The sequence below is a fragment of the Maribacter aurantiacus genome, assembly GCF_005780245.1.
GTDB lineage: Bacteria > Bacteroidota > Bacteroidia > Flavobacteriales > Flavobacteriaceae > Maribacter > Maribacter flavus.
In genome coordinates this window covers 866,676-891,983 of the sequence record NZ_VBUK01000001.1, presented here as the reverse complement: position 1 = coordinate 891,983, position 25,308 = coordinate 866,676, and the positions used below count along the sequence as shown (strand labels likewise).

Genomic DNA, 25,308 nt, shown 5'->3' with positions numbered 1-25,308 from the left:
CAGCTATAAAAAACTTTCAGATTTGGTATCTTTCAGATACAATCCTGACGGATAACTTACTTATTATTAATCCGATAAAACTAACCAAAATAGAACGCTATGCTCAATAAACTATTCAATACCAAACATTTAAAAGGGGACTTTACAGGTGGCTTGGTTGCCGGGGTAGTCGCCTTGCCCTTGGCCTTGGCCTTTGGTGTACAGTCCGGCCTCGGTGCAACGGCAGGGCTCTATGGGGCCATAGCGGTAGGTATTTTTGCAGCCATGTTTGGGGGAACGGAGACACAGGCCAGTGGTCCAACAGGTCCCATGACCGTGGTATCGGCAGCCTTGGTGGCTACTGCCATGCAAATGAACGGTGGTACGGAGGGTTCCATGAACATCATATTATTGACGTTTTTATTGGGTGGTGCATTTCAGGTCATTTTTGGATTTTTGAATATAGCGGGCTATGTGAAATATTTTCCCTATCCGGTAATCTCGGGATTCATGAGCGGGGTGGGCCTTATCATCGTCATTTTGCAGATCTTTCCATTTTTGGGCATGGACTCGGCTAAGTCGACCGTATCGGTCATAAAGGATTTACCAAGAATTGCTTCCGAAACCAATCTCAATGCCCTGTTGTTGGGGGCCATAACCATTGCGGTGTATTTCCTTTTTCCGAAAATCACCAAGGCCATTCCCAGTGCCCTTGTGGCATTGATCGTAGCGACCTTGATAGCCTATTTTGCCAAAATGGACGTGCCATTGATCGGGGAGATTCCGTCCGGATTGCCCGCCTTCCAACTTGGGGGCATCTTTAGCGTTCCCCCAATTGCCTATCCAAAGATCATAGAATTTGCCTTGGTATTGGCCGTTCTTGGCAGTATCGATTCGTTGTTGACATCCGTTATCGCGGACAATATGACCAAGACCAAGCACAATAGCAACAGGGAGCTCATTGGGCAGGGAATTGGAAATATGTTGGCGGCCGCCATTGGCGGGATTCCCGGTGCGGGAGCCACCAAGGGAACCGTGGTGAATATCAATGCGGGCGGGAAAACGCGTTTATCGGGGATTTTCCATGGCCTATTCCTTTTGGCCGTTTTATTGGGGCTTGGACAACTGGCCGCGCACATTCCGCTTAGTGTTCTGGCCGGATTGCTGATTCCCATCGGGTTTAAAATCATCGATTTTAAGGGGCTGAAGCATCTGCGAAAAGTACCCAAGGCAGATGCCGTCGTACTTCTGTTGGTGCTGTCCGTAACCACGTTTGGTAGCTTGATTCACGCAGTAGGAATCGGGATTGCCCTGGCTTGTCTGTTGTTCATGAAAAAATCCGGCGACATAGGCGAAAAAGGACTGGAAGTGGGAAATATAGCCGAAATAGACGGAGAGAAACCTTGGCAGGACGAGATAGAGTTTTACGATAAATACAAGGACAAGGTCATCGTTAAACATTTATATGGGCCCTTGTTCTTTGGTTTTACTTCTTATTTCAAGGACCAGATCAAGACCCTTTCCCAAGATGTAAAAGCGGTAATCATACGCATGGACCGCGTACCCTACATGGACCAGACCGGGCTATATACCTTGGAAGAAGTGATTTTGGACCTTGAACTGGAAAATATTGAGGTGATCTTGGTGGGTCTGAAGGAGCAGCCCAGGGACATGTTGGAGGCCGTGGATATTATTCCTGACCTTATACCTCCCGAAGATATTTTTGAGCATATTGGGGATAGCTATTCCTATCTTAGGGACAAATTGAAAGCAGGCGAAATATCGAGCTGATTTTCGATTTACAGGACTTTTCCTTTTGGAGCGAACGATGCGCTTTATAAGGTCAAAATTTTTCTTAAATGAAGTTCAATGTAACCTTTGTTACTGTCTATTTTTATAGAATGTCCTATTTTATTTGGGATACTTTTTTAAAAATAGAGAACTACACATTATGATTATAAAGCAATTTGAATATGCCCCTTTGGCCCATTATTCATATGCCATAATAAGCGATGGGAAGATGTCCATCATAGACCCGGAAAGAGATCCCACACAATATTATGAGTATGCCCATGAAAACGATGCGGATATCGTTGCGGTCATGGAAACACATCCACATGCCGATTTTGTAAGTTCCCATCTTCAAATACATGAGGAAACAGGTGCTACGATTTACAACAGCGAAAAGTTGGGTGCCTCTTATCCCTTTACCGCATTTGACGAAGGTGTTACCTTGAACCTGGGAAACGTAACGTTATCGGCCATTAATACGCCGGGGCATTCCCCGGACAGTATCACGATAATTGCCAAAGATGATAATCAAATGGCTCTTTTTACTGGGGATACGTTGTTCATTGGCGATGTTGGAAGACCTGATTTAAGGGAGAAGTCGGGCAACATGAAGGCAAAGCGTGAAGAATTGGCGGAAATGATGTATCACACCATAAGGAACAAGTTCAAAGGTATACCGGACGAGGCCATAGTGTATCCTGCACACGGAGCGGGTTCGCTCTGTGGTAAAAATTTAAGTTCCGCCAGTAGCAGTACCTTAGGAGAGGAACGGCAGGGAAACTGGGCTTTTAAGGAACTGACCAAGGAGGAATTTACAAGCTATTTATTGGATAGTCAGCCCTTTATTCCCTCCTATTTTGGTTTTAACGTGGACATAAACAAAATGGGCTCAAAGAATGTTAGAAAGGCGACAGCGTCTATAGAGTTTAAGTTCAATGCCATGGAAAATGGATGGCTTGTGGACACACGAAATGAATCGGATTTTAAGAAAGGCCATTTACCGGGGAGCATTAACATACAGGCCAATTCACCAAAAGACAAATTCGAAACTTGGTTGGGTTCCATAATAGCACCGGAAGAGCCTTTCCATATCGTCATCGATAATCCGTATGACTTGGAAGCAATATTGAATAGGGTGTCCAAAATTGGGTATGAAAGCCAATTAAAATCGGTCATAACCCCGGATAAAAAGCATTTGGAGCAGAGCAATGGACTGGATTTATCCGATTTCAAAAAGAATCCCTCCAATTATACCATTGTGGATATTCGTAACCAAAGCGAAATCAATGAAGGAACCTTTTTTGGAGGGGCCTTAACACATCCCCTGAACAATCTTAGAAATACATACAAGGATATACCGCGGGACAAACCGATTGTCGTGCACTGCGCGGGAGGGTATAGAAGTGCCGCTGGGAGTAGTTTGCTTCAAAAACTAATGGAAAATGCCAAAGTTTTGGACCTTGGTGAGGAGGTAAAGGAATTCAAAAACGTCTAATACCCATGGATTTGGCTATAGCCTCTTGCCTTTTTGAAAAGAATACAACCAAAAATGCCCCCGAGTTTTTGCGTGAGAGACAATCTTGGATATCGTTATATAAACGAATTTCAAACACTTTGAGAAGCTCATATTTTTGGAGTTGAAATAATCCGCTAAATTAGTGTGCTTGTTCAACCAAACTAAATAACGTGCCCAGAAGGCTGACAACGTATTTTCAACTTCATAGACTGCCCTTACTCTTTGCGCTGTTCTCCATGGTTTTTTACTATAGTCTAGCCTATCATTTGGAACGAACGGACTATGTAAAGCTTTTTACTCTATTTGCGGCACTTTTCTTTTTCTATTGGAAACTTATCCAATTCGAAAAATGGAACTTTCGTTTTCTGTTGGTTTCGGGAATATTGTTCAGGCTGATTTTTATCCCGCTTGAGCCACACTTGTCCCAGGATTATTTTCGTTTTATTTGGGACGGGGAACTCATCATAAACCTTTTGAATCCGTACTTGGAAGTTCCAAATACCCTTATTGAAAATCGGGACCTTCCCATTGCGAACGCACAGGAATTGCACCAGGGAATGGGTAGTCTAAGCGCCAAACATTACAGCAGCTATCCTCCTTTGCACCAAATAGTATTTGCCCTTGCGGCACTGTTAGGCGGAAAGTCCATCTTGGGCTCAATTGTAGTTCTAAGAAGCACGATTATCCTGGCCGATTTGGGTATCTTTTATTTTGGCCGGAAACTATTAAAAAACCTCAATAGGTCCCCGCACCTTATCTGTTGGTACTTTTTGAATCCCTTGGTCATCGTTGAACTCACCGGTAACCTTCATTTTGAAGGTATCATGCTGTTTTTTCTGGTGTGGTCGCTGTATTTATTGTCCCAAAACAAATGGCAGCTTGCGGCCATCGTCATGGCCTGTTCCATATCGGTCAAATTGGTTCCCCTGCTTTTTATGCCCTTGTTCTTAACATATTTCGGACTAAAAAAGAGCCTGCCTTTTTATCTTATCATTGCAGGTATTTCGATCCTATTGTTTTTGCCTTTTTATGACCCTGCCTTTTTAACCAACTATACAGAGACTGTCGGACTCTGGTTTTCAAACTTTGAATTCAATGCAGGCTTCTACAATGTGACAAAACGCGTTGCCATTGCCATGGATGAAAAACCCTGGGAATTCATAAAGGAGTATGGCAAAATTGTTCCTTATTTAACCTTAATTACGGCCCTACTCCTTACTTTTCTAAGGAACAATAAGGACCTCCTAACACTCATGGCTTCCATGATGTGGCTTCTCACGATGTACTACATGATTTCAACAACGGTCCATCCGTGGTACATCATTTCGGTCTTGCTTTTGGGCGTCTTTATTTCTGTTAAGTTTCCTGTAATCTGGACAGGTATGATCGTTCTCAGTTATTTTGCCTATTCCCAAGTGAACAATGAGGAAAATTTACTGCTTCTGGCTTTGGAATATGCCGTGGTATTGGGTTTTATGGGATATGAAATTTTCGTGCATCCTAACAAAAAGTAAGCTTTTTGTAAAAAATAGGCCCATTATTACTTAGGTACAATTTAATTTGTACTTTTACTTCATAATGAACGAGAAGCTTTACATTTCGATTTTTACGAGTATCAGTACTCCCATCAGTCCGTTCGTATCTCGCCGTCGTCGCCCGTAAGGGTTGTACATTTTTAATGGAATTAGGTGAGTCCATTTCCGCACGAGCAAAATCTTATTTTTATTTCTTATTAAAATCCAAACATGGCAATGAAACTAGTTGTTGCTAACGAATCACATTTTAAATATGCACAGATTATCTGCGATACCATCGCGGAATCCGCCAAAGTTCGTGGAACGGGGATTGCAAAGCGCACTCCAGAATATATTCAAAAGAAATTGTCCAACGGAAATGCAATTATTGCCTTGGACGGGGACAAATTTGCCGGATTTTGCTATATCGAAGTATGGGGCCATGAAAAATTCGTGGCCAATTCTGGGTTGATCGTACACCCTGATTATAGAGGTCACGGACTTGCAAAGGCCATTAAGGGTAGGATTTTTGAACTGAGTAGGGAGAAATTCCCAAATGCCAAAATATTCGGAATCACTACAGGATTGGCAGTAATGAAAATCAATTACGATCTTGGATACCAACCTGTTACATTTTCAGAACTAACGGACGACCCCGAATTTTGGAAAGGTTGCCAAACCTGTAAAAACTTCGATATTCTGACCCGTACCGAGCGTAAAATGTGTCTTTGCACGGGAATGCTTTACGATCCGGAACGCAAGGAAAAGGACAAGAAGAAAAAGGAGATTAATAGCAAATCCTTTAAACGATTAAAAAGTATCAAGGAGGCCTTGTTCTTTAAAAAAGAGAATAAATAATATCAAATTGATTCCCAATTGGGGAACTAAATAGAATAAGTAATGAAATTAGTTTTAGCATACAGCGGTGGATTGGACACCTCCTATTGCGCCAAATATCTATCAAAGGAAAAAGGATTTGAGGTCCATGCCGTGAGCGTAAATACAGGAGGGTTTACTCCTGAGGAAATTAAAAACATTGAGAAAAAGGCCTTGGAACTTGGCGCCACTTCCTACACCTCTATTGATGCCGTACAGACGTTTTATGAGAAAGTGGTAAAGTACCTAATTTTTGGCAACGTATTGAAGAACAATACCTATCCGTTATCGGTAAGTGCGGAACGTATCGTTCAAGCCATAGAGATCGTTAACCATGCCAAGAATATAGGAGCCAAATACATTGCCCACGGTAGCACGGGAGCCGGTAACGACCAGGTGCGTTTCGATATGATTTTTCAGATAATCGCTCCGGAAATAGAAATCATCACCCCCATCCGTGACAACAAATTGGCCAGGGAAGTCGAAATCAAATATCTACAGGAAAATGGGGTGGACTACCCTTGGGAAAAGGCCAAATACAGTATCAACAAAGGTCTTTGGGGAACTTCGGTTGGGGGCGAGGAAACTTTGACTTCTGAAAAGGCTCTGCCGGATAGTGCGTATCCCAGCCAGTTGGAAGAAAAAACGCCAACGGATGTTAAACTGACCTTTGAAAAAGGAGAATTGGTCGCTTTGGACGGAACCACCGATACTCCCGTAAACAACATAGAAAAATTGGAAGCAATGGCCTCCAAATATGCCATTGGCAGGGATATCCATGTAGGTGATACCATTATTGGAATTAAGGGGAGGGTAGGTTTTGAGGCAGCGGCCGCCTTGATCATCATTAAGGCCCACCATCTATTGGAAAAACATACTTTGACCAAATGGCAACAATTTCAAAAGGAGCAGCAAGGTAATTTCTATGGGATGCTGTTGCACGAAGGACATTATTTGGATGCCGTCATGCGGAACATCGAGGCCTTTTTAACCGATACCCAAAAAACGGTATCGGGCGATGTGTTCGTGAGTTTATACCCCTTCCAGTTTCGATTGAACGGTATTTCCTCACCCCACGACCTTATGAATGCCTCCTTTGGAAGTTATGGAGAAATGAACAAGGGCTGGACGGCCGAGGAAGCCAAGGGCTTTATTAAAATCCAGTCCAATGCGGGAAAAATATACAACCACGTAAATCAAGGCAATGATTAAAGCGGGTATTATTGGAGGTTCGGGATATACTGGGGGGGAACTCATCCGGATAGTATTGAATCACCCTGCAGTGGAAATCGATTTTGTTTATTCCACTACCAGGGCCGGTAAGGGTTTACATACTGCGCATCCCGACCTTTTTGGGCTGACCGATATGCAATTTACCGGAACCGTTAACCTAGAGGTGGATGTTGTCTTTCTTTGCTTGGGACATGGGAATTCCTCCCAATTTTTATTGGAAAACAACTTTTCCGAGAAGACGGTAATCATCGATTTGAGCAACGATTTTCGGTTACAGGCCGATGCCAATTTCAACGGAAAACAATTTGTATACGGTCTGCCCGAATTGAATACTTCCGATATTGAATATGCCCAATACATCGCCAATCCCGGATGTTTTGCCACGGCCATTCAATTGGCGCTGTTGCCATTGGCTAAGGCAGGAAAGTTATCGGACAAGATCCATGTAAACGCGGTCACAGGAAGTACAGGTGCGGGCATAAGCCCTACGGACACCTCCCACTTTAGCTGGCGCAGCAACAACGTAAGTTGGTATAAGCCCTTTACGCACCAGCATTTGGGGGAAATCAACGAAAGCCTGCGTTCCTTTCAGCAACCTATTGGCGAATTGTTTTTCCTACCAAACCGGGGGAATTTTACACGGGGCATTTTTGCTACGGCTTATACGGATTTTTCAGGTTCCTTGGAAGATGCCAAATCCCTGTTCAAGGAGTATTATTCTGATGCCATTTTTACGCATGTTTCGGAAGAACCTATTAGTCTAAAGCAAGTGGTAAACACCAATAATTGCCATATACACTTGCATAAACACAACGATACCCTTTTGATAACATCGGCCATCGATAACTTATTAAAAGGAGCATCCGGACAGGCGGTACAAAATATGAACCTGATTTTAGGGTTGGAAGAAAATTTGGGACTGAATTTGAAAGCTGGGGTTTTTTAATGATAGTGAAATAGTGGATTAGTACGTTAGAGGGATAGTGAATAAAATCGAAGATTTTCCAAGCACTGTCAACAACTAAAATCCAACAACGAATAACGAAAAAGGGAAATGAAAATAGCGATCATAGGAGCAGGTAATCTGGGACTTTCCATTGCCAAAGGAATTCTGAACAGCAACGGTGCTACGAGCATGTACCTGACCAAACGTAATGTAAGGTCCATTTCTGAATATGAGAAATATGGCAATGTTACGGTCACACCGGATAATAGGGAAGCGGTTGCCAAATGCGATATCCTGATTTTTGCGGTGCAGCCAGGGCATTTTGCAAGTATTCTGGAAAGTGTCAAAGACCTGTTCACGGACAATCATGTCATTATCTCCACCATCACGGGATTTGAGTTGAATAGGATTGAGGAAGTAATTGGAACAGACAGATACATCATTAGGAGTATGCCCAACACGGCAATTTCCGTTGGTGAATCCATGACCTGCATCTGCAGTAATGAAAAAGGCAAAAAACGGATCGATTTGGCCAAAGCCATTTTCAATAGGATGGGGCACTCCATGGAAATTCCGGAATCGCAGATGCAGGCAGCAACGGTAATCTGTGCCAGCGGCATCGCTTTTTGGATGCGGTTGATCCGCGCCACCACCCAAGGTGCCATTCAGCTTGGTTTTGATGCCAGGGAAGCACAAGAACTGGCCATGCATACCTGTAATGGTGCCGCAAAATTATTGATTGAATCCGGCAACCACCCGGAAGAAGAAATAGACCGGGTAACGACCCCCATGGGCTGTACCATCCAGGGCTTGAACGAAATGGAGCACCAAGGTTTAAGTTCCTCATTGATCCAGGGTATTGTGGCATCCTACGATAAAATTACCGAGTTTAAGAAGAGGTGACGTATTGGGAATTAGGGGATTTGACGATTAATGGATTGATTGATGTGTGGATTGGGCAATTTGTGGATTTGAGGATTTGTGGATGTGCGGATGTGGGGATTGATTGATGTGGAGATTGATGTGAGGATGTGTGGATTTGAGGATTGGCGGATTTGGGGATTGGTGAGATAGTGTTCAAGTGAGTTAGTGAACTAGTGGGATAGAAAGTAATCCAATAATTGACATTTTTTACATGAACTTGATATTTGAATTTGAGTTTGAGTTTGAACTTGACCCTTGGACTTGATACTTAAAAATATAATTAACGATTAAAACAAACACCCCGTAAAATACCCTCTTTGGGGGTTAGGGGGCTCATGATATGAAACTATTCGACGTATACCCTTTGTACGATGTTACTCCGGTTTCGGCCAAAGGAATTGTAGTTACCGATGCTAAAGGACAGGAATATTTGGATTTTTACGGTGGTCATGCCGTGATTTCAATAGGTCATTCACATCCGCACTATGTGAAACGGATAAAGGACCAGTTGGACAACATCGGGTTTTATAGCAATGCCGTTCAAAATCCGATTCAGGAAGAACTCGCCGAAAAGCTGGGCAAACTTTCAGGCTGTGAAAACTACAATCTTTTTCTATGCAATTCGGGCGCGGAGGCCAATGAAAATGCCCTAAAGATGGCTTCCTTCATTACGGAAAAGTCACGCATAATCGCCTTTAAAAATAGTTTTCATGGTAGGACATCCGCAGCGGTAGCGGCGACGGACAACGCTTCCATCAACGCTCCTATAAACAAGCAGCAGCAAGTTACCTTTTTGGCCTTGGACGATGCGGAAGGCTTGAAAAAAGAATTGAGCAAGGGCGATGTATGTGCCGTCATTATCGAAGCAATCCAAGGGGTTGGTGGCCTGGACGAGCCATCGACACAATTCTATCAAAAAATAGCCGCGCTGTGCAAGGAACATGAAGCTGTCCTCATCGCCGATGAGGTACAATCCGGTTACGGGAGAAGTGGGAAATTCTTCGGTTTTCAGCATCATGGGATCGAACCAGCTATTATAAGTATCGCAAAAGGCATGGGAAATGGATTTCCTGTAGGTGGTATTCTATTGCACGAAGACATCAAGGCAAGTCACGGTATGTTGGGCACCACTTTTGGAGGAAACCATTTGGCCTGTGCCGCTGCCCTTGCCGTTTTGGAAGTGATTGAAGAAGAGAATTTAATAGAAAATGCCGCCAATCTTGGCTCTTATTTTACAAAAAAGGCTACCGAAATACCCCAAGTGAAGAGGGTGAAAGGCAAAGGTTTGATGCTAGGGCTGGAATTTGGTTTTGAAGTGGGTCCCTTGCGAAAAAAATTGATCTATGACCATCATTTGTTCACGGGGGGTGCCAAGGACAAACATGTGCTGCGAATTCTACCGGCCCTGAATATTTCCAAAAAAGACATCGATATATTTTTTGAAGCCCTAAAAACTGCATTGAAGTGAACAAACAGTTGGACATAACGACCAGAAACGCCGTGCTTACGACCATGGCGCAACTGATTTCCATGGAGAAATCGGCCTTGTTTGCCGCCAACAAATTGGATATGGGTAATTACGACGGGGCGGATCTGGCCATGGGCGATCGATTGAAAGTGGACGATGCCAAAGTAGCGGGTATGATTTCCGCCTTGAAGCAATTGGCATCGGAACCGGACCCGTTGGGCATTGAACGTTTTGCCTTTTCCCATGAAAACGGTATTAAGGTCAGTAACAAAACAGCTCCTTTTGGAACCATCTTGATTATCTATGAATCAAGGCCCGATGTGACCATTGAGGCAGCGGGAATCGCCTTTAAATCGGGCAACAAAATTTTATTGAAAGGCGGCAAGGAGTCCCTGAACAGCAACCTATTTTTGGTAGAACTTTGGCATAAGGCGCTGGAAGAGCACGAGTGTCCTAAGGATTGGGTGACCTATTTAGAATTTGACCGTACACAGACCCAAGCCTTTTTGGAACATCCAACGCAGAAATTGGATTTGATAGTCCCTAGGGGCGGGGAAAAACTGATTGCCTTTGTAAAGCAACATGCCCGCTGCCCGGTCATCGTAAGCGGTAGGGGCAACAATTTTGTATATGTGGATACCGATGCCGATTTACAGATGGCCCTGGACATTATCATCAATGGGAAGGCCTCAAAAATATCGGCCTGCAATGCCTTGGACAAGGTGTTGATTTCAAGGGATTTGCCAAGAAAACAAGAGTTTTTGCACCACCTCATCCAATCTTTAAAAAAGCACAAGGTCGAGATTCTGACCGATGCAAAGTTGGAAGGATTGGAAGGCACTTCGGTCATGCCCAATGAAAAAGTATGGTACGAGGAGTTTTTGGATTATAAAATACTCATAGGGCAGGTACCGGATTTGGACGAAGCGATAATTACCATCAACACGTATGGCGGCGGGCATTCTGCCGTAATCGTCACAAACAATGAGGAAAAGGCAGCCGAGTTTATGAATTCCGTGGATGCTGCCGCAGTTTATCACAATGCATCCTCCCGCTTTACGGATGGGGGCGAATTTGGACTGGGAGGTGAATTGGCCATCAGTACGGATAAATTACATCAAAGAGGGCCTATCGGCCTTCAACATTTGGTGACCAACAAGTGGTATGTGAAAGGAAATGGGCAGGTTAGGTAAGTTGTTGGTAACATAAATAAAGCTGTTCGGTCGAGCGCAGTCGAGACCTAAAGGTGAAAAAGAATATGAGTTCTTGTTTTATAGTTTAAAATAGAGGGATTCGAACAGACTGGAAAAGAAATTAAGTTCAGTAGTTAGATGTTAGAATAATAAAATATAAAAAGACCCTCCAACAACTAATAACGAACTGGGCTAAGCGTCCAGCGAACGGCGAATAGCGAATAGCGAATAGCGAATAATGAAAAAAAGGATTTTATTAAAAATAGGCTCTAATACCCTTACCAAGGAAACCGATCAGATTTCCAGAGGTAAGATTGAGGATATCGCACGGCAAATCGCCAAACTGAAAAACGATTATGAATTCATCATCGTAAGTTCCGGGGCGATCGCCGCTGCAAAGCAGTTCGTAAAATTGGAACACAATGGGAAGGAAATTACCGTGAAACAGGCATTGGCGGCTATAGGTCAGCCGCACCTCATGCGCATCTATCAGGAGAATTTTAGGGAGTTGGGACTGTTCACTTCGCAATGCCTCCTTTCCTATTCCGACTTTGAAAAACCGGAATCCAAGGAAAATATCAAGAACACCATCAATGTCTTGGTAGAAAATAATTTTGTTCCCATCATCAATGAAAACGATACGGTGGCAACGGACGAAATCAAATTCGGTGATAACGATAAATTAGCGGCATTAGCGGCAAGCCTTTTAGATGTGGATGTGTTGATCATCGCCACAAATACAGATGGCATATATGTCAAGGATACTATCCACGATTCTAAACCACAGACAATCCCGGAGGTAATGAATATTGAAGAACTGGAAAAAGAAATAAGCTTGGAAAAATCCTCCCACGGTACGGGCGGAATGGAATCCAAGATGCAGGCGGCCAGAATCGCAAAAAAGGCCCGCATCGAAACATGGATCGTAAACGGGCTCAAGGATAATTTTATTTTGGATGCCATTGAAGGAGCATCGAACTTTACAAAAATAGTAGTATGACGCATTATTTATCCATTAAAGACATTGATAATTTATCCGTATGGGTAAAGGAGGCAAGAATTTTAAAATCGCAACCAAAGGCAGATAAAAACCTAGGAGCGAATAAAACCATTTGCATGCTCTTCTTTAATAATAGCCTTAGGACACGTTTGAGCACCCAAAAAGCGGCGATGAATCTGGGCATGGACGTAATGGTCATGAATTTTGGAAGCGAGGGTTGGACCTTGGAATACGGGGATGGTACGGTGATGGACCAAAACACATCGGAACATGTCAAAGAAGCGGCCCAAGTAGTTTCCCAATTCTGTGATATTGTGGCCATTCGTGCCTTTGCTTCGCTCACCGATAAGGAGCAGGACGAAGCGGAAGTTGTCCTGAACGGATTCAAAAAATACGCCGGTATTCCCATTGTCAATATGGAAAGTTCCGTAGGTCACCCTTTACAGGCCTTGGCAGATGCCATTACCTTAGAAGAGCACAACAGCAAGGAAAGACCAAAAGTTGTGCTGTCGTGGGCACCACACCCCAAGGCGCTACCCCATGCCGTTGCCAATTCCTTTGTGGAAATGATGCAGCTACAGGAAGCAGATTTTGTCATTACACATCCCAAAGGATATGAACTTAATCCAGCTATTACGAAGGATGTCCAAATTGAATACAATCAGGAAAAAGCCCTGCAAGATGCAGATTTCGTATATATAAAAAACTGGAGCAGTTATAAGGAATATGGCAAGGTCCTGAACCAAGATCCTAATTGGATGATGACCAAAAAGAAGCTGGGGTCTGCAAAATTCATGCACTGTTTGCCGGTTCGAAGGAACGTCGTGGTCGAGGATGCTGTCTTAGACAGCGATCAGAGTTTGGTCATTGAACAGGCCAATAACAGGACATATGCGGCCCAAATCGTTTTAAAGAAAATTCTGGAAAACCTGTAACCTTGATTGAAGCAAAACTGAAAGACAAAGTATGTATCGTTACCGGCGCTACCAGCGGTATGGGCAAGGCGATTGCAACCAAATTTTGGGAAGAAGGTGCTAAATTGATTTTATCCGGTAGAAACGAAGAACGTGGGTTGGAGCTCTCATCCAGCTTAAAAGATTCCATTTTTATTGGAGGGGATATCCGCAATATAGACTACAATGAAAAGTTGGTAGCAACGGCGATTTCCCATTTTGGCACACTGGATATAGTTTCCCTGAATGCTGGAATACTGGGTTTGGGCAATGTGGTCAATCTTTCTATGGAGGACTGGAACAATACGATACATACCAACCTCAGCGCCATTTTTTATCTGTGTAAATATGCTGTTCCACATCTTCAAGCATCAAAAGGGAATATATTAATCAATGCATCCATCGCTGCATTCAAAAGCTTTCCCAATCACCCTGCCTATTGTGCTTCCAAGGCTGGTTCAGTAGCTTTGATGAAACAAATGGCCGTAGAGTATGGTCCAGAAGTACGCGTAAACGCAATATGCCCAGGTCCGGTTGATACACCCTTACTTTGGGATTCGGCGAAAGCATTTTCAGTGCCTGGTAAAGCCGTTGAAGATGCGGCCAAGGCGACCCTATTGAAACGCTTGGGAACACCGGAGGACATAGCAAAATTGGCCTTGTTCTTAGTCTCTGAAGAAGCTAGCTGGATAACGGGAACAGCGATGACCATTGACGGAGGAATTATAAATTCGTAAGTTGAAACCCTTAACGAAGGATTTATTATGGTAAGTTAAATATCTATACAGAAGGAAATGTTTAAGAATCAAGATATTGACCCAATTTTAAACGTATGAGAGAAAAACTGTCGGTTGTAAAAATTGGAGGAAACGTCATTGAGAACGAGGCCGAAATGGAGCGATTCATCCATTTGTTTTCCGAAATGGAAGGTCCTAAAATCCTGGTACATGGCGGTGGCAAACTGGCTACACAATTGGCTTCCAAATTGGGCATAGCATCCAAAATGGTAAACGGTCGCAGAATTACCGATGCAGAAACCTTGGACATTATCACCATGGTCTATGCGGGTCTTACCAATAAGAATATTGTTGCTAAATTACAGGCAAACCAGTGCAATGCGATTGGTCTGAGCGGTGCCGATGCTGATAGCATACAGGCCCAAAAAAGACCGGTTAAAGAAATCGATTTTGGATTTGTGGGCGATATTGATGGTGTGAATACAACAACAATTTCCAATCTGGTTTCACTAGGTCTAACTCCGGTGTTTTGTGCCATGAGCCACGACGGCAATGGGCAGCTTTTAAATACAAATGCGGATACTATCGCCTCTGAATTGGCCATTGGATTGAGAGAAAAATACGACACAACACTCTATTACTGTTTTGAAAAACCGGGGGTTTTGATGGACGTGACCGATGAAGCATCGGTAGTTAGGCACATCGATACAAAAAAATACAAGGAGCTTTTACACGAAGGCATCATTGCGGACGGGATGCTGCCCAAATTGGAAAATTGTTTCCATGCTTTACATCATAACGTAAAATCGGTCTGTTTGGGAAATATGTTCATGTTGGACCAAAAAAACGACCTATTTACGACCATAACCTTATAAAATGAACCAACGAACACTTACGGAAAAGGCCTTAGAACTGCTGAAGGAATTGATTTCCATACCCTCCTTTTCAAAAGAGGAAGAAGGTACGGCGGCTGCCTTGGAAAATTGGTTCAAGGGCCTGGATATTCCATTTGAGCGTATTCACAACAACATTTTTGCAAAGAACAAGTATTGGGACGATTCCAAACCAACACTATTGCTAAACTCCCATCATGACACCGTAAAGCCCAATCAAGCATACACGAAAGATCCCTTTCAGCCGCATATTGAGGATGGCAAATTATTTGGACTGGGAAGTAACGATGCAGGAGGATGTTTGGTGTCCCTGTTGGCAACCTTCGCCTATTTTTTTCATGCCGAAAACCTGAACCATAATATTTTGATGGTCGCTTCGGCCGAAGAGGAAAATGCTGGTAAAAACAGTTTGCGGGGACTTTTGCCCAGTCTGCCCAAAATCGATGTGGCCATTGTTGGCGAACCCACACTTATGCAATTGGCCATTGCGGAAAAAGGTCTTGTGGTTTTCGATGCCGTGGTAAGGGGAACGCCATCACATGCAGCGCACCCTAACGATAACAATGCCATTTATAACACGATCGAAGTTTTGGAGTGGTTCAAAAACTATTCCTTCAACAGGAAATCCGAAGTTTTGGGAGACGTGAAAATGACGGTTACTCAAATAAACGCGGGGAGTCAACATAACGTTGTCCCTTCTCAGGTAGATTTGGTAGTAGACGTACGGGTGAACGATAAATACACCAACCAGGAAATTGCCGATTTATTGAAACGTGAGGCACCCTGCGAATTAAAGGAACGTTCGCTGCGTCTCAACTCCTCAAGCATCGACAAAGACCATCCCTTGGTAAAATCGGGCATCGCATTGGGACGTAAAACTTATGGTTCCCCTACCCTATCCGATCAAGCGGCATTGAGTTGCCAATCCTTAAAATTGGGACCGGGGGACAGTACACGTTCCCATTCCGCGGATGAATTTATATATGTATGCGAAATTGAGGAAGGCATTGATTTGTATATTAAGTTATTAGAAGGATTTATTAAATAATAAACACAAGTTCAAACACAAATTTTTTGAACTTGATGTTTGCACTTGAAATTGAATTTGAAAAACGATGAAGCTCTGGGATAAAGGATTTAGCACGGACAAAAAAATAGACCAGTTCACGGTTGGCAACGATAGGGAATTGGATTTACAACTCGCAAAATATGATGTGATCGCCTCAAAGGCACATGCGAAAATGCTGGGAAAAATCGGTCTTTTGACGCAAAAGGAAACCCAGGAGCTGGTCAAGGAATTGGATGCCATCGCCTCAAGAATTGAAAGGGGGACCTTCACCATTGAGCCCTCCTTTGAGGATATGCATTCCAAAATAGAATACATGCTTACCTTGAGTTTGGGCGATACGGGCAAAAAGATCCACACGGCCAGATCTAGAAACGACCAAGTTTTGGTGGCAATGCATTTATATCTGAAGGATGAGTTGTCTGAAATTAAATCCATGACCAAAGAATTATTCGACCTGCTTTTGGAAAAGGCCGAAACATATAAGGATGTCTTGCTCCCGGGATATACGCACTTGCAGATAGCGATGCCCTCATCGTTCGGGCTGTGGTTTTCCGCCTATGCCGAAAGCTTAATAGACGATCTTTATTTTATAGAAGCTGCCTATAAAGTGGCCGACCAAAATCCCTTGGGGAGTGCAGCGGGATACGGAAGTTCCTTTCCAATAGACCGAAGCTTTACTACTAAGGAAATGGGCTTTGAGACCCTAAAATATAATGTGGTGGCCGCCCAAATGGGACGTGGAAAAGTTGAAAAGGCAACAGCTTTCGGGATGGCAAGTATCGCGTCCACCCTATCCAAAATGGCGATGGACATTTGCCTTTACATGAGCCAAAACTTCAATTTTATTTCCTTTCCGGACGAGTTGACCACCGGGAGCAGCATCATGCCCCACAAAAAAAATCCGGATGTCTTTGAACTGGTCAGGGGAAAATGCAACAAACTGCAATCCGTCCCCAACCAATTGACACTGGTCATCAACAATTTACCCAGCGGTTACCACAGGGACTTGCAATTGGTGAAGGAAATCATCGTGCCAGCCATCCAGGACATGAAGGCCTGCTTGGAAATACTTACGTTCAGCTTGGAGGAAATCCAGGTGAACAAGGATATTTTGGAAGATGAAAAATACGATTACCTGTTCAGTGTGGATACTTTGAACGAGTTGGTCCAAAACGGAATGCCGTTCAGGGATGCCTACAAGAAAATGGGACAGGAAATCCAGCAAGGTACCTTTACCCCAAAACGGGATATTTCCCATTCCCATGAAGGAAGTTTGGGCAATCTTTGTCTGCCCGAAATCAAATCGAAAATGGATAAAATAGGTTAGCCTGACGAAACGAACCTATCCGAATAGATCTTGGTAAACTGTGCACCAAAGGTAACGATGAGGCTGGAGTAGGAAACCCATAACATGATTAAAATGATGGAGCCGGCCGCACCGTAGGTTGAACCGGGTTCAGCTTTCCCAAAATAAAAGGCCAGGGCGTATTTTCCCATCAGGAACAAAAGTGCCGTAAGTGCCGCCCCAATTTTTACGGCACTCCACTTGACCACTTTGCTGGGCAAAAACTTGAACATAGCGGCGAATAGAAAGTAAATAAAAACCAATGATAATAAGATGTCCATTACAAAGGTCCAACCTACTACCTGAGTGGACAATAAGCTCGACAATTGCCTGGAAAATGCCGATAGCAAGGATGTAATCACAAAGCTTATCAGCAAAAGAAAACCAAAAATCAGAATAAAACCAAAGCTTTTCAACCTACCAAAAATGGTAGCCAAAAGTTCGTTGGAATAGTTAGGTGATACGCCCCAAATTTCGTTAAGGGCATTTTGCAATTGGTAGAATACCCCCGTTGCGCCGTAAATAAGCACGCAGACCCCTAAAATGGTGGCCAAGGTGGATGTGTTTTCACTGCCTGTATTGGCCAACATTTCCTGGATGGACTGTGCCGTTTCAGGGCCCATGGCTGAAGATATTTCAGAAAAAAGTTCCCCACGAACTATTTCCCTTCCCCAAATGGAACCAACAATTTCAAGTATTATAATTAAAAGTCCGGGTAAAGAAAGAATCGCGTAATACGCTATTACGGCGCTTATTTTAAAAGGTTCCTTTTCCAACCAGGAATTAAAAGTCGCCCATAATAATTTTGGAAGCTGTTTCAAACTAAATTTCATCGTATCACCTTTGGCTTTTTGAAGCTATTTTATCTACTCCAATTTCGTTGACCCATATCGGAATTATACTATCCCAAACCCTGAAAACACTTGTAGAATTAATTGTGTAGGACTGTTTACAACTAATAATGGGCAACTGACATCATTTCTGATCCTTCCTAAAATAATTCGAGGTTGAAAGCGTTTTCAGCAAACATTATAATGTCGTATTATGTTCAAGAAGTTCTTCCCGTTTTTCATACTACTGATACTAGGCTTAAAAGCCAATTCCCAATCCTTCACTTCCATTTGGAATACGAACAATACAAGCAGCGGATCTTCGGCGGCCAATGAGGTAACCATACCTACAAATCCCGCCTATACGACCTATAACTATGACGTGGACTGGGGCGATGGAAATACGGAGACCGGTGTTACCGGAACTATTACCCATACCTACGCATCTCCTGGAAATTATACGATACAAATTAGCGGTACTTTTCCTGCCATTTATTTTAACAATACGGGAGACCGACTAAAAATCATTGAAATACTGGACTGGGGCAACATCCAATGGCAAACCTTGGAAAATGCATTTTTCGGATGTGAAAACCTCAACTTTGATGCCATTAATTCCCCAGACTTATCGCAAGTTACCAACATGTTCCAAACCTTTCGAAATTGCCGAAGCTTTAACGGTATCATGAACAATTGGGACGTAGGCAATGTCACAACCATGGCCGGTCTGTTTCACGGAGCTACCATTTTCAATAGGCCCTTGGATGCCTGGAATACGATTTCCGTTACGGACATGACCAATACGTTTAATAGTGCAAACGCCTACAACGAACCTTTGGACAACTGGAACGTGGCCTCCGTCACTACCATGGAAGGAATGTTCTCAGCTGCCACTTCATTCAATCAAAACATCAACAATTGGGACGTAAGTCAGGTTACCAATATGTCCGGGACCTTTCAAAGTACAAATAGTTTCAACCGCCCTTTGAACAACTGGAACGTTGGCAATGTAACGGACATGTCCAATATGTTCTACAGCTCCGGTTTTAACCAACCTATTGGCAATTGGAATGTTAGCAATGTAACGAATATGAGCTACATGTTCGCACAAGGTCAATTCAACCAACCCATAGAAGGTTGGGACGTGAGCAATGTGACCAACATGAGCAACATGTTCTATAGACATAGAACTTTTAACCAACCCTTGAACAATTGGGACGTGAGCAACGTGACCAGTATGGCCAGTATGTTCGATGGATGGATTTGGAACGTTACATTCAACCAACCACTGAACAACTGGGACGTTAGGAATGTGACCAATATGAGCTACATGTTCCGGGACACGGACAATTTTAATCAGGACATAACCGGATGGAATGTGAGCAATGTTACCAATATGAAGGGCATGTTCAATGGTGCCCATATGTTCAATCAACCCATTGGAAGCTGGGTTGTAAGCTCCGTTACGGATATGAGCGAAATGTTTCAGAATGCGCCACTTTTTAATCAGCCTCTGGATAGCTGGGACGTAAGTAACGTTACGTTGATGAACAACATGTTCTTAGGAGCTTTGGCCTTTGACCAACCCCTGAACTCGTGGGTGGTGGATATCGTTACCAATATGAGCGGTATGTTCAGGGGGACACCAGTATTTAACCAATCTTTATCCAATTGGAATACCGCCAGTGTTACCAATATTGGCAGAATGTTCCAAGAAGCTACTGCATTTGATCAAAATTTGGGTATGTGGCCTATTGGCAATGCATCCAGTATGGAGAATATGCTGTCCGATTCTGGAATATCCCAAGAAAATTACGACAATACCTTGATAGGATGGGCAGCTCAAACGGTCCAATCAAACGTAAACCTGGGAGCTACGAACCTTACTTATTGTGATGGTCGCGATGCCAGACAAGATTTGATGGATAACCATGGCTGGAACATTACCGGGGATTCCATAAACTGTTCGTTCGTACTTTGCGCAAACATTACAATGCCGGCGGCAGGTGATACCCAAGTACCCGCCAATAGTGATATTCGATGGGACCCGGTACCCAATGCTACTGGGTATAGGGTAACGGTAACCAGGGACGATGGCTCGGGACCCGTGGAGGTATACAATCAAACTTTGGGAGCGACTATTGTAGGAGTAGATTTCACCAATGAATTTATCCCAGGGGACGATGTTTCCGTATTGGTAATTCCATTTAATGCCGAAGGCGATGCAGTGGGTTGTACCCCTATTACCTTCACGGTAGTTGAAAGCTGGGTCAATAGTCCAGCTGCTTTTAAATTGACCTACAATACTACCCTGACCGACTATAAGAGTACACCCGCCAATCAGTTGCGAATAGAGGCCAATACGGGGTATCCAGGCTATTTAGTATATGATTATTCCATCGACTGGGGTGATGGCCAATACAATAACCATGTTACGAGTACCATAACGCATACCTATCTTACCCCAGGAATATATACCGTTTCCATTATAGGCAATTTTCCGGCACCCTACCATTATTACTCAAATTCGGATAGTTTTAAACTAATCTCCATAGATCAATGGGGCACCCAACCATGGGAATCTATGGAACTAGCCTTTTATGGATGCTCCAACATGGAATATAACGCCACCGATGTTCCGGATCTGTCAAGTGTAGCCAATATGCGAAGTATGTTTGGTTCCTGTGCATTGTTCAATGGAAATATTTCCAATTGGGACGTAAGCAATGTGACCGATATGTACGGCGTATTCATAGGTGCGACGGATTTTAATCAACCTTTGAACAATTGGAACGTAAGCAATGTTACAAACATGAGCGCCATGTTTTTAGCAGCAACCTCGTTCGACCAGCCCCTTAACAATTGGAATGTAAGCAGTGTAACCAATATGGCGGATATGTTTCGGCAAGCATCTGCCTTTAATCAAAATATAGATAGTTGGAACGTAAGCAACGTTACCAATATGTCTTCCATGTTCGAAAGGGCAGAATTATTTAACCAGCCGCTAAATTCCTGGAACGTTGGCAATGTAACGGATATGAGTCAAATGTTCGACGGTTTTGTATTCGATATGGTCTTTAACCAACCCTTGGATAATTGGGATGTAAGTAGTGTAACCAATATGCAGGCCATGTTCCGTAGGAGCACGGCATTCAATCAAAACATAAATAGCTGGGACGTATCCAATGTTTTGGACATGAGTTACATGTTCCGCGATACGGATAATTTTGACCAACCCTTGGGTAATTGGGATGTATCCGAAGTTACGAACATGCAATACATGTTCTACGATGCAAAGGTCTTTGATCAAAACATCAATACCTGGAACGTTACCAACGTTACCAATATGCGCAGTATGTTCCAATTGGCAGGTGCTTTTGACCAACCTTTGAGTAACTGGGACGTGAATTCCGTCGTGAACATGCAATCCATGTTCCAATCGGCTTCCGTTTTTAACCAACCCTTGGATTCTTGGAACGTAAGTGCCGTAGCCAATATGGCATCCATGTTCGAGAGTGCGGCGCTTTTCAACCAACCATTGAATAGTTGGGATGTTTCTTCGGTTACTCTAATGAATTCCATGTTTGAGGATGCGGCGGTTTTTAACGGATCCATAGGTAACTGGAACGTAGGTTCCGTAACCAATATGGAAGCCATGTTCAAGGATGCCATTGTTTTTGACCAGCCAATACCAAATTGGGATACCGGTGAGCTATTGAACGCAAGGGAAATGTTCAGGGGAGCATCGGCCTTTAACCAAAATATAGATGCTTGGAACACTTCTTTCGTAACAACTATGGAGGCTATGTTCCAAAGTGCCACTTCCTTCAACCAACCCATAAATTCCTGGAACGTGGCATCTGTGACGACCATGCTTTCCATGTTCAATGGGGCATCGGCCTTTAATCAACCTTTGGATAATTGGAACGTACGTAGAGTCACCACAATGCAAAGCATGTTCGAAAATGCATCGGCCTTCGATCAAAATATTAATACTTGGCGCGTTTCCGGGGTAGGCAATATGAATTCGATGTTCAGGAACGCCTCAGCTTTCAATCAGCCTGTAGATCAATGGGACCTTGGCAGTGTTTCCATGCAAGCCATGTTTGAAAATGCTTCGGCCTTTGACCAGTATTTAGGGGATTGGGTAATGGGGGATGTCAGCAATGTGACCAACATGCTCAACAATACGGCGTTGACTCGCATAAACTATGACAATACCTTGATTGCATGGTCCGAGCAAAATCTTACTCCTGGTCTTTCGCTGGGAGCCCAAGGCTTGCTATATTGCGATGCGCTTGAGGAAAGGCAATCCATGACGGATAATTTTGGATGGTCCTTCTATCAGGATATACTGGATTGCCCGATTCCTGAATGTACCCTACTTGTTGCACCCTTAAACGGTGAAGTTGATGTTCCTGTTAACACCAACCTAAATTGGGAGCCTGTCCTTTACGCCCGTGAATATCATTTGACCGTTGGCACTACTCCGGGAGGAAATGATATCCTGAATAATGAAATCGTGGTCAATGCAACATCCTACGAGTTCCCAACCGAATTTTTAGGGGGTGAAACCGTATACGTGACCATAGTTCCCACCAATGATACGGGAAGTGCCGTGGCATGTAGCGAAGAGAGTTTTACGATAGCTATCAATCCACCAACCATACCGGAATGTACCCAACTTACTATGCCCATGAACGGAGCTACGGAAGTAGCCGTGGATACCGATTTGTCCTGGGAACCCATTTCCAATGCGGATGGCTATAGATTGACGATTGGCACCAGTTCCGGGGGCAACGAAATCCTGGATAATGTAGACGTTGGGAATACCACCAATTATAATCTGGCAGCCAACCTACCCGAGGATACGGATATTTATGTAACGATAGTACCCTATAACGAACAAGATCCTGCTCTGGGATGTACCGAGGAAAGCTTCCGTACGGAGTTAATTCCCGTACCACCGGTGTGCACAAACCTAACCAATCCTATATCGGGGTCCGTGAATGTACCTATTGACACAGATCTAACTTGGAATTTGGTAGACGGCGCGACCGGCTATATCGTCAATGTGGGGATTACGCAAGGCGGTATTGAAATCGCCAATGGAATAGACGTAGGAAATACGACTACCTATTCTTTCGCGCAGAATTTACAAATCAATAGAACCCACTACGTGACCATTATACCCTACAATGAGGTAGGCGATGCCGTTGGATGTGCCGAGGAGAATTTTAGAACCGGAACTTCCACCTTGAACAACCCTCCCCTTTGTACGGCGCTTTCATCTCCATTGAATGGGGCGGCGAATGTACCTTTGGACACCAATATTAGTTGGAACGCTGCCGCAAATACGGGTGGGTATTATCTTACTATAGGAACAGCATCCGGAGCTACGGATATTCTTGACGCAATGGATGTTGGGAATGTGACGATGTATGACCTTCCTTCGGATTTACCCGAAAATGCAACTATTTTCGTGACCGTTGAACCCTACAACAGTTTTGGAAGTGCCGCTTCGTGCACCGAGGAAAGTTTTACGACGGAAACCTTGCCAACCGCACCCAACTGTACCAGTTTGACGGCACCGCTCAACAATGCGACGGATGTAATCCTATCCACCAATATTTCATGGAATACCGTTTCCAACGCGGATGGATATTTCCTGACCATGGGAACTACTTCCGGCGGAAATGACATTTTGGACAATGTAGATGTTGGCAACGTAAGTGTGTATAATTTGGCAACGGATTTGCCCGAAGCTACTACCATTTTTGTGACGATTGTACCCTATAATTCGGTTGGAAATGCAATGGGCTGTGCGGAAGAAAGCTTCGTAACCGAAACCTTGCCAACCGTACCCAATTGTACCAATTTGACGGCACCGCTCAACAATGCGACCGATGTAATCCTATCCACGAACATTTCATGGAATACCGTTTCCAACGCGGATGGATATTATCTGACCATAGGAACATCAACGGGCGGAAACGATATACTCGATAGTATCGATGTTGGGAACGTGAGTATGTACAATTTAGCTACAGACCTACCTGAAGCTACCACAATTTTTGTGACTGTTGTTCCTTATAATGCCGTTGGAAGTGCCATAGGTTGTGCGGAAGAAAGTTTCGTCACAGAAACTGTATTGAATGTTCCAGATTGCACCAACCTGACCAGTCCATTAAATAATGTAACCGATGTAATCCTATCCAGCGATATTTCCTGGGCTCCCGTTTCCAATGCGGATGGCTATTACCTAACAGTGGGAACCACATCGGGTGGAAACGATATTTTGGACACTATCGACGTGGGGAACGTAAGCATGTACGATCTGGCAACGGACCTGCCCGAAGCTACCGTCATTTTTGTGACCATCGTTCCTTATAATTTGGGTGGAACGGCAATGGGCTGTTCAGAAGAGAGTTTTACCACGGAAACCTTGCCCACCATACCAGATTGTACCTCCTTGCTCACTCCAAGCAATGGAGATATCAACGTTCCTGTAGATGTAACCTTGACTTGGGAGGAATCCCCAACGGCAGATGGATACCGTCTCAGCGTTGGTACTTCTTCCGGTGGCAACGATGTGGTCAATAATGAAGATGTAAGCATCCTAACTTCCTACTCGTTTACGGAAAGATTGATGGAGGACACCCGATATTACGTGACGATTACCCCGTATAATTCGCTGGGCGATGCCATAGACTGTACGGAATTTATGTTCACCACCATTAACCAGGACGACACCCAATACGGTTTCTCTCCCAATGGGGATGGCATTAACGATTTTTGGACCATTGACGGTATTGAACTAAATCCTGATAACACGGTCTCCATTTATAACAGATGGGGGGACCTGGTATTCGAGATCCAGGGTTATGATAATCAGTCCAATGTATTTAGCGGTACCGCCAACAGAAAAACCCAGCTTGGGGCCAGTGAACTGCCCAGTGGCACCTATTTCTTTAACATACAGGTATCTGGTGAACACAATCTAAATAAACTACAAGGGTTCTTAGTCTTAAAGCGATAATA

The 25,308-nt window shown here is 43.7% G+C and carries 17 protein-coding genes; 16 read left to right on the top strand and 1 reads right to left on the bottom strand.

The genetic code is table 11. The annotated features are described in order from the left end of the window. Positions 1-99: 99 nt before the first annotated feature. The 15 genes from FEK29_RS03785 to argH all read left to right on the top strand — a co-directional run bounded on the left by FEK29_RS03785 (position 100) and on the right by argH (position 17,419). A complete protein-coding gene (locus FEK29_RS03785) occupies positions 100-1,770 on the top strand; it encodes a SulP family inorganic anion transporter (protein WP_138257044.1) in 1,671 nt (556 codons plus the stop codon). Positions 1,771-1,930: 160 nt separating this feature from the next. Further along, complete coding sequence (locus FEK29_RS03780; protein WP_138257043.1) at positions 1,931-3,265, top strand: MBL fold metallo-hydrolase; 1,335 nt, start codon at positions 1,931-1,933, stop codon at positions 3,263-3,265. Between the two features lie 191 nt (positions 3,266-3,456). Then, positions 3,457-4,800 (top strand): mannosyltransferase, encoded by a 1,344-nt coding sequence (locus tag FEK29_RS03775; protein ID WP_138257042.1) that lies wholly within the window; start codon positions 3,457-3,459, stop codon positions 4,798-4,800. Positions 4,801-5,037: 237 nt separating this feature from the next. Beyond that, positions 5,038-5,658 (top strand): GNAT family N-acetyltransferase, encoded by a 621-nt coding sequence (locus tag FEK29_RS03770; protein ID WP_138257350.1) that lies wholly within the window; start codon positions 5,038-5,040, stop codon positions 5,656-5,658. Positions 5,659-5,700: 42 nt separating this feature from the next. Further along, entirely contained in the window at positions 5,701-6,888 is a 1,188-nt protein-coding gene (gene argG, locus FEK29_RS03765) for an argininosuccinate synthase (RefSeq protein WP_138257041.1), read from the top strand. Then, positions 6,881-7,855, top strand: coding sequence for an N-acetyl-gamma-glutamyl-phosphate reductase (gene argC, locus FEK29_RS03760; protein WP_138257040.1), 975 nt, complete (start codon positions 6,881-6,883; stop codon positions 7,853-7,855). The genes argG and argC overlap by 8 nt, the downstream gene beginning before the upstream one ends. Positions 7,856-7,963: 108 nt before the next feature. Next, positions 7,964-8,758, top strand: coding sequence for a pyrroline-5-carboxylate reductase (gene proC, locus FEK29_RS03755; RefSeq protein WP_138257039.1), 795 nt, complete (start codon positions 7,964-7,966; stop codon positions 8,756-8,758). A 361-nt stretch (positions 8,759-9,119) separates the two neighbouring features. Then, positions 9,120-10,247, top strand: coding sequence for an aspartate aminotransferase family protein (locus FEK29_RS03750; protein WP_138257038.1), 1,128 nt, complete (start codon positions 9,120-9,122; stop codon positions 10,245-10,247). Continuing rightward, positions 10,244-11,440 (top strand): glutamate-5-semialdehyde dehydrogenase, encoded by a 1,197-nt coding sequence (locus FEK29_RS03745; protein WP_138257037.1) that lies wholly within the window; start codon positions 10,244-10,246, stop codon positions 11,438-11,440. Before FEK29_RS03750 ends, FEK29_RS03745 begins: the two co-directional genes overlap by 4 nt. Positions 11,441-11,675: 235 nt before the next feature. Continuing rightward, complete coding sequence (gene proB, locus FEK29_RS03740; protein ID WP_138257036.1) at positions 11,676-12,440, top strand: glutamate 5-kinase; 765 nt, start codon at positions 11,676-11,678, stop codon at positions 12,438-12,440. Further along, positions 12,437-13,375, top strand: coding sequence for a Rossmann-fold NAD(P)-binding domain-containing protein (locus FEK29_RS03735; protein ID WP_138257035.1), 939 nt, complete (start codon positions 12,437-12,439; stop codon positions 13,373-13,375). Before proB ends, FEK29_RS03735 begins: the two co-directional genes overlap by 4 nt. A 2-nt stretch (positions 13,376-13,377) precedes the next feature. Further along, positions 13,378-14,130: an SDR family NAD(P)-dependent oxidoreductase gene (locus tag FEK29_RS03730; RefSeq protein WP_240042653.1), complete on the top strand. Its 753-nt coding sequence runs from the start codon at positions 13,378-13,380 to the stop codon at positions 14,128-14,130. A 95-nt stretch (positions 14,131-14,225) separates the two neighbouring features. Beyond that, complete coding sequence (argB, locus tag FEK29_RS03725) at positions 14,226-15,005, top strand: acetylglutamate kinase (protein ID WP_138257034.1); 780 nt, start codon at positions 14,226-14,228, stop codon at positions 15,003-15,005. A gap of 1 nt (position 15,006) precedes the next feature. After that, positions 15,007-16,071: a M20 family metallo-hydrolase gene (locus tag FEK29_RS03720; RefSeq protein WP_138257033.1), complete on the top strand. Its 1,065-nt coding sequence runs from the start codon at positions 15,007-15,009 to the stop codon at positions 16,069-16,071. Between the two features lie 67 nt (positions 16,072-16,138). After that, positions 16,139-17,419, top strand: coding sequence for an argininosuccinate lyase (gene argH / locus FEK29_RS03715; protein ID WP_138257032.1), 1,281 nt, complete (start codon positions 16,139-16,141; stop codon positions 17,417-17,419). Here argH and FEK29_RS03710 read toward each other — a convergent pair. Beyond that, positions 17,416-18,270 (bottom strand): YihY/virulence factor BrkB family protein, encoded by an 855-nt coding sequence (locus FEK29_RS03710; RefSeq protein ID WP_138257031.1) that lies wholly within the window; start codon positions 18,268-18,270, stop codon positions 17,416-17,418. The two genes, argH and FEK29_RS03710, sit on opposite strands and share 4 nt — an antisense overlap. 211 nt (positions 18,271-18,481) lie before the next feature. Here FEK29_RS03710 and FEK29_RS03705 point away from each other — a divergent pair, with 211 nt between their 5' ends. Further along, complete coding sequence (locus FEK29_RS03705) at positions 18,482-25,306, top strand: BspA family leucine-rich repeat surface protein (RefSeq protein WP_138257030.1); 6,825 nt, start codon at positions 18,482-18,484, stop codon at positions 25,304-25,306. Positions 25,307-25,308 lie beyond the last annotated feature (2 nt).

Bases quoted from the DNA above. Each gene is read 5' to 3' on its own strand.
- argG (WP_138257041.1), top strand. From the start codon at position 5,701: ATGAAATTAGTTTTAGCATACAGCGGTGGATTGGACACCTCCTATTGC.
- FEK29_RS03770 (WP_138257350.1), top strand. From the start codon at position 5,038: ATGAAACTAGTTGTTGCTAACGAATCACATTTTAAATATGCACAGATT.
- argB (WP_138257034.1), top strand. From the start codon at position 14,226: ATGAGAGAAAAACTGTCGGTTGTAAAAATTGGAGGAAACGTCATTGAG.
- FEK29_RS03780 (WP_138257043.1), top strand. From the start codon at position 1,931: ATGATTATAAAGCAATTTGAATATGCCCCTTTGGCCCATTATTCATAT.
- FEK29_RS03750 (WP_138257038.1), top strand. From the start codon at position 9,120: ATGAAACTATTCGACGTATACCCTTTGTACGATGTTACTCCGGTTTCG.
- FEK29_RS03720 (WP_138257033.1), top strand. From the start codon at position 15,007: ATGAACCAACGAACACTTACGGAAAAGGCCTTAGAACTGCTGAAGGAA.
- FEK29_RS03710 (WP_138257031.1), bottom strand. From the start codon at position 18,270: ATGAAATTTAGTTTGAAACAGCTTCCAAAATTATTATGGGCGACTTTT.
- argH (WP_138257032.1), top strand. From the start codon at position 16,139: ATGAAGCTCTGGGATAAAGGATTTAGCACGGACAAAAAAATAGACCAG.
- proC (WP_138257039.1), top strand. From the start codon at position 7,964: ATGAAAATAGCGATCATAGGAGCAGGTAATCTGGGACTTTCCATTGCC.
- FEK29_RS03785 (WP_138257044.1), top strand. From the start codon at position 100: ATGCTCAATAAACTATTCAATACCAAACATTTAAAAGGGGACTTTACA.
- FEK29_RS03705 (WP_138257030.1), top strand. From the start codon at position 18,482: ATGTTCAAGAAGTTCTTCCCGTTTTTCATACTACTGATACTAGGCTTA.
- argC (WP_138257040.1), top strand. From the start codon at position 6,881: ATGATTAAAGCGGGTATTATTGGAGGTTCGGGATATACTGGGGGGGAA.
- FEK29_RS03735 (WP_138257035.1), top strand. From the start codon at position 12,437: ATGACGCATTATTTATCCATTAAAGACATTGATAATTTATCCGTATGG.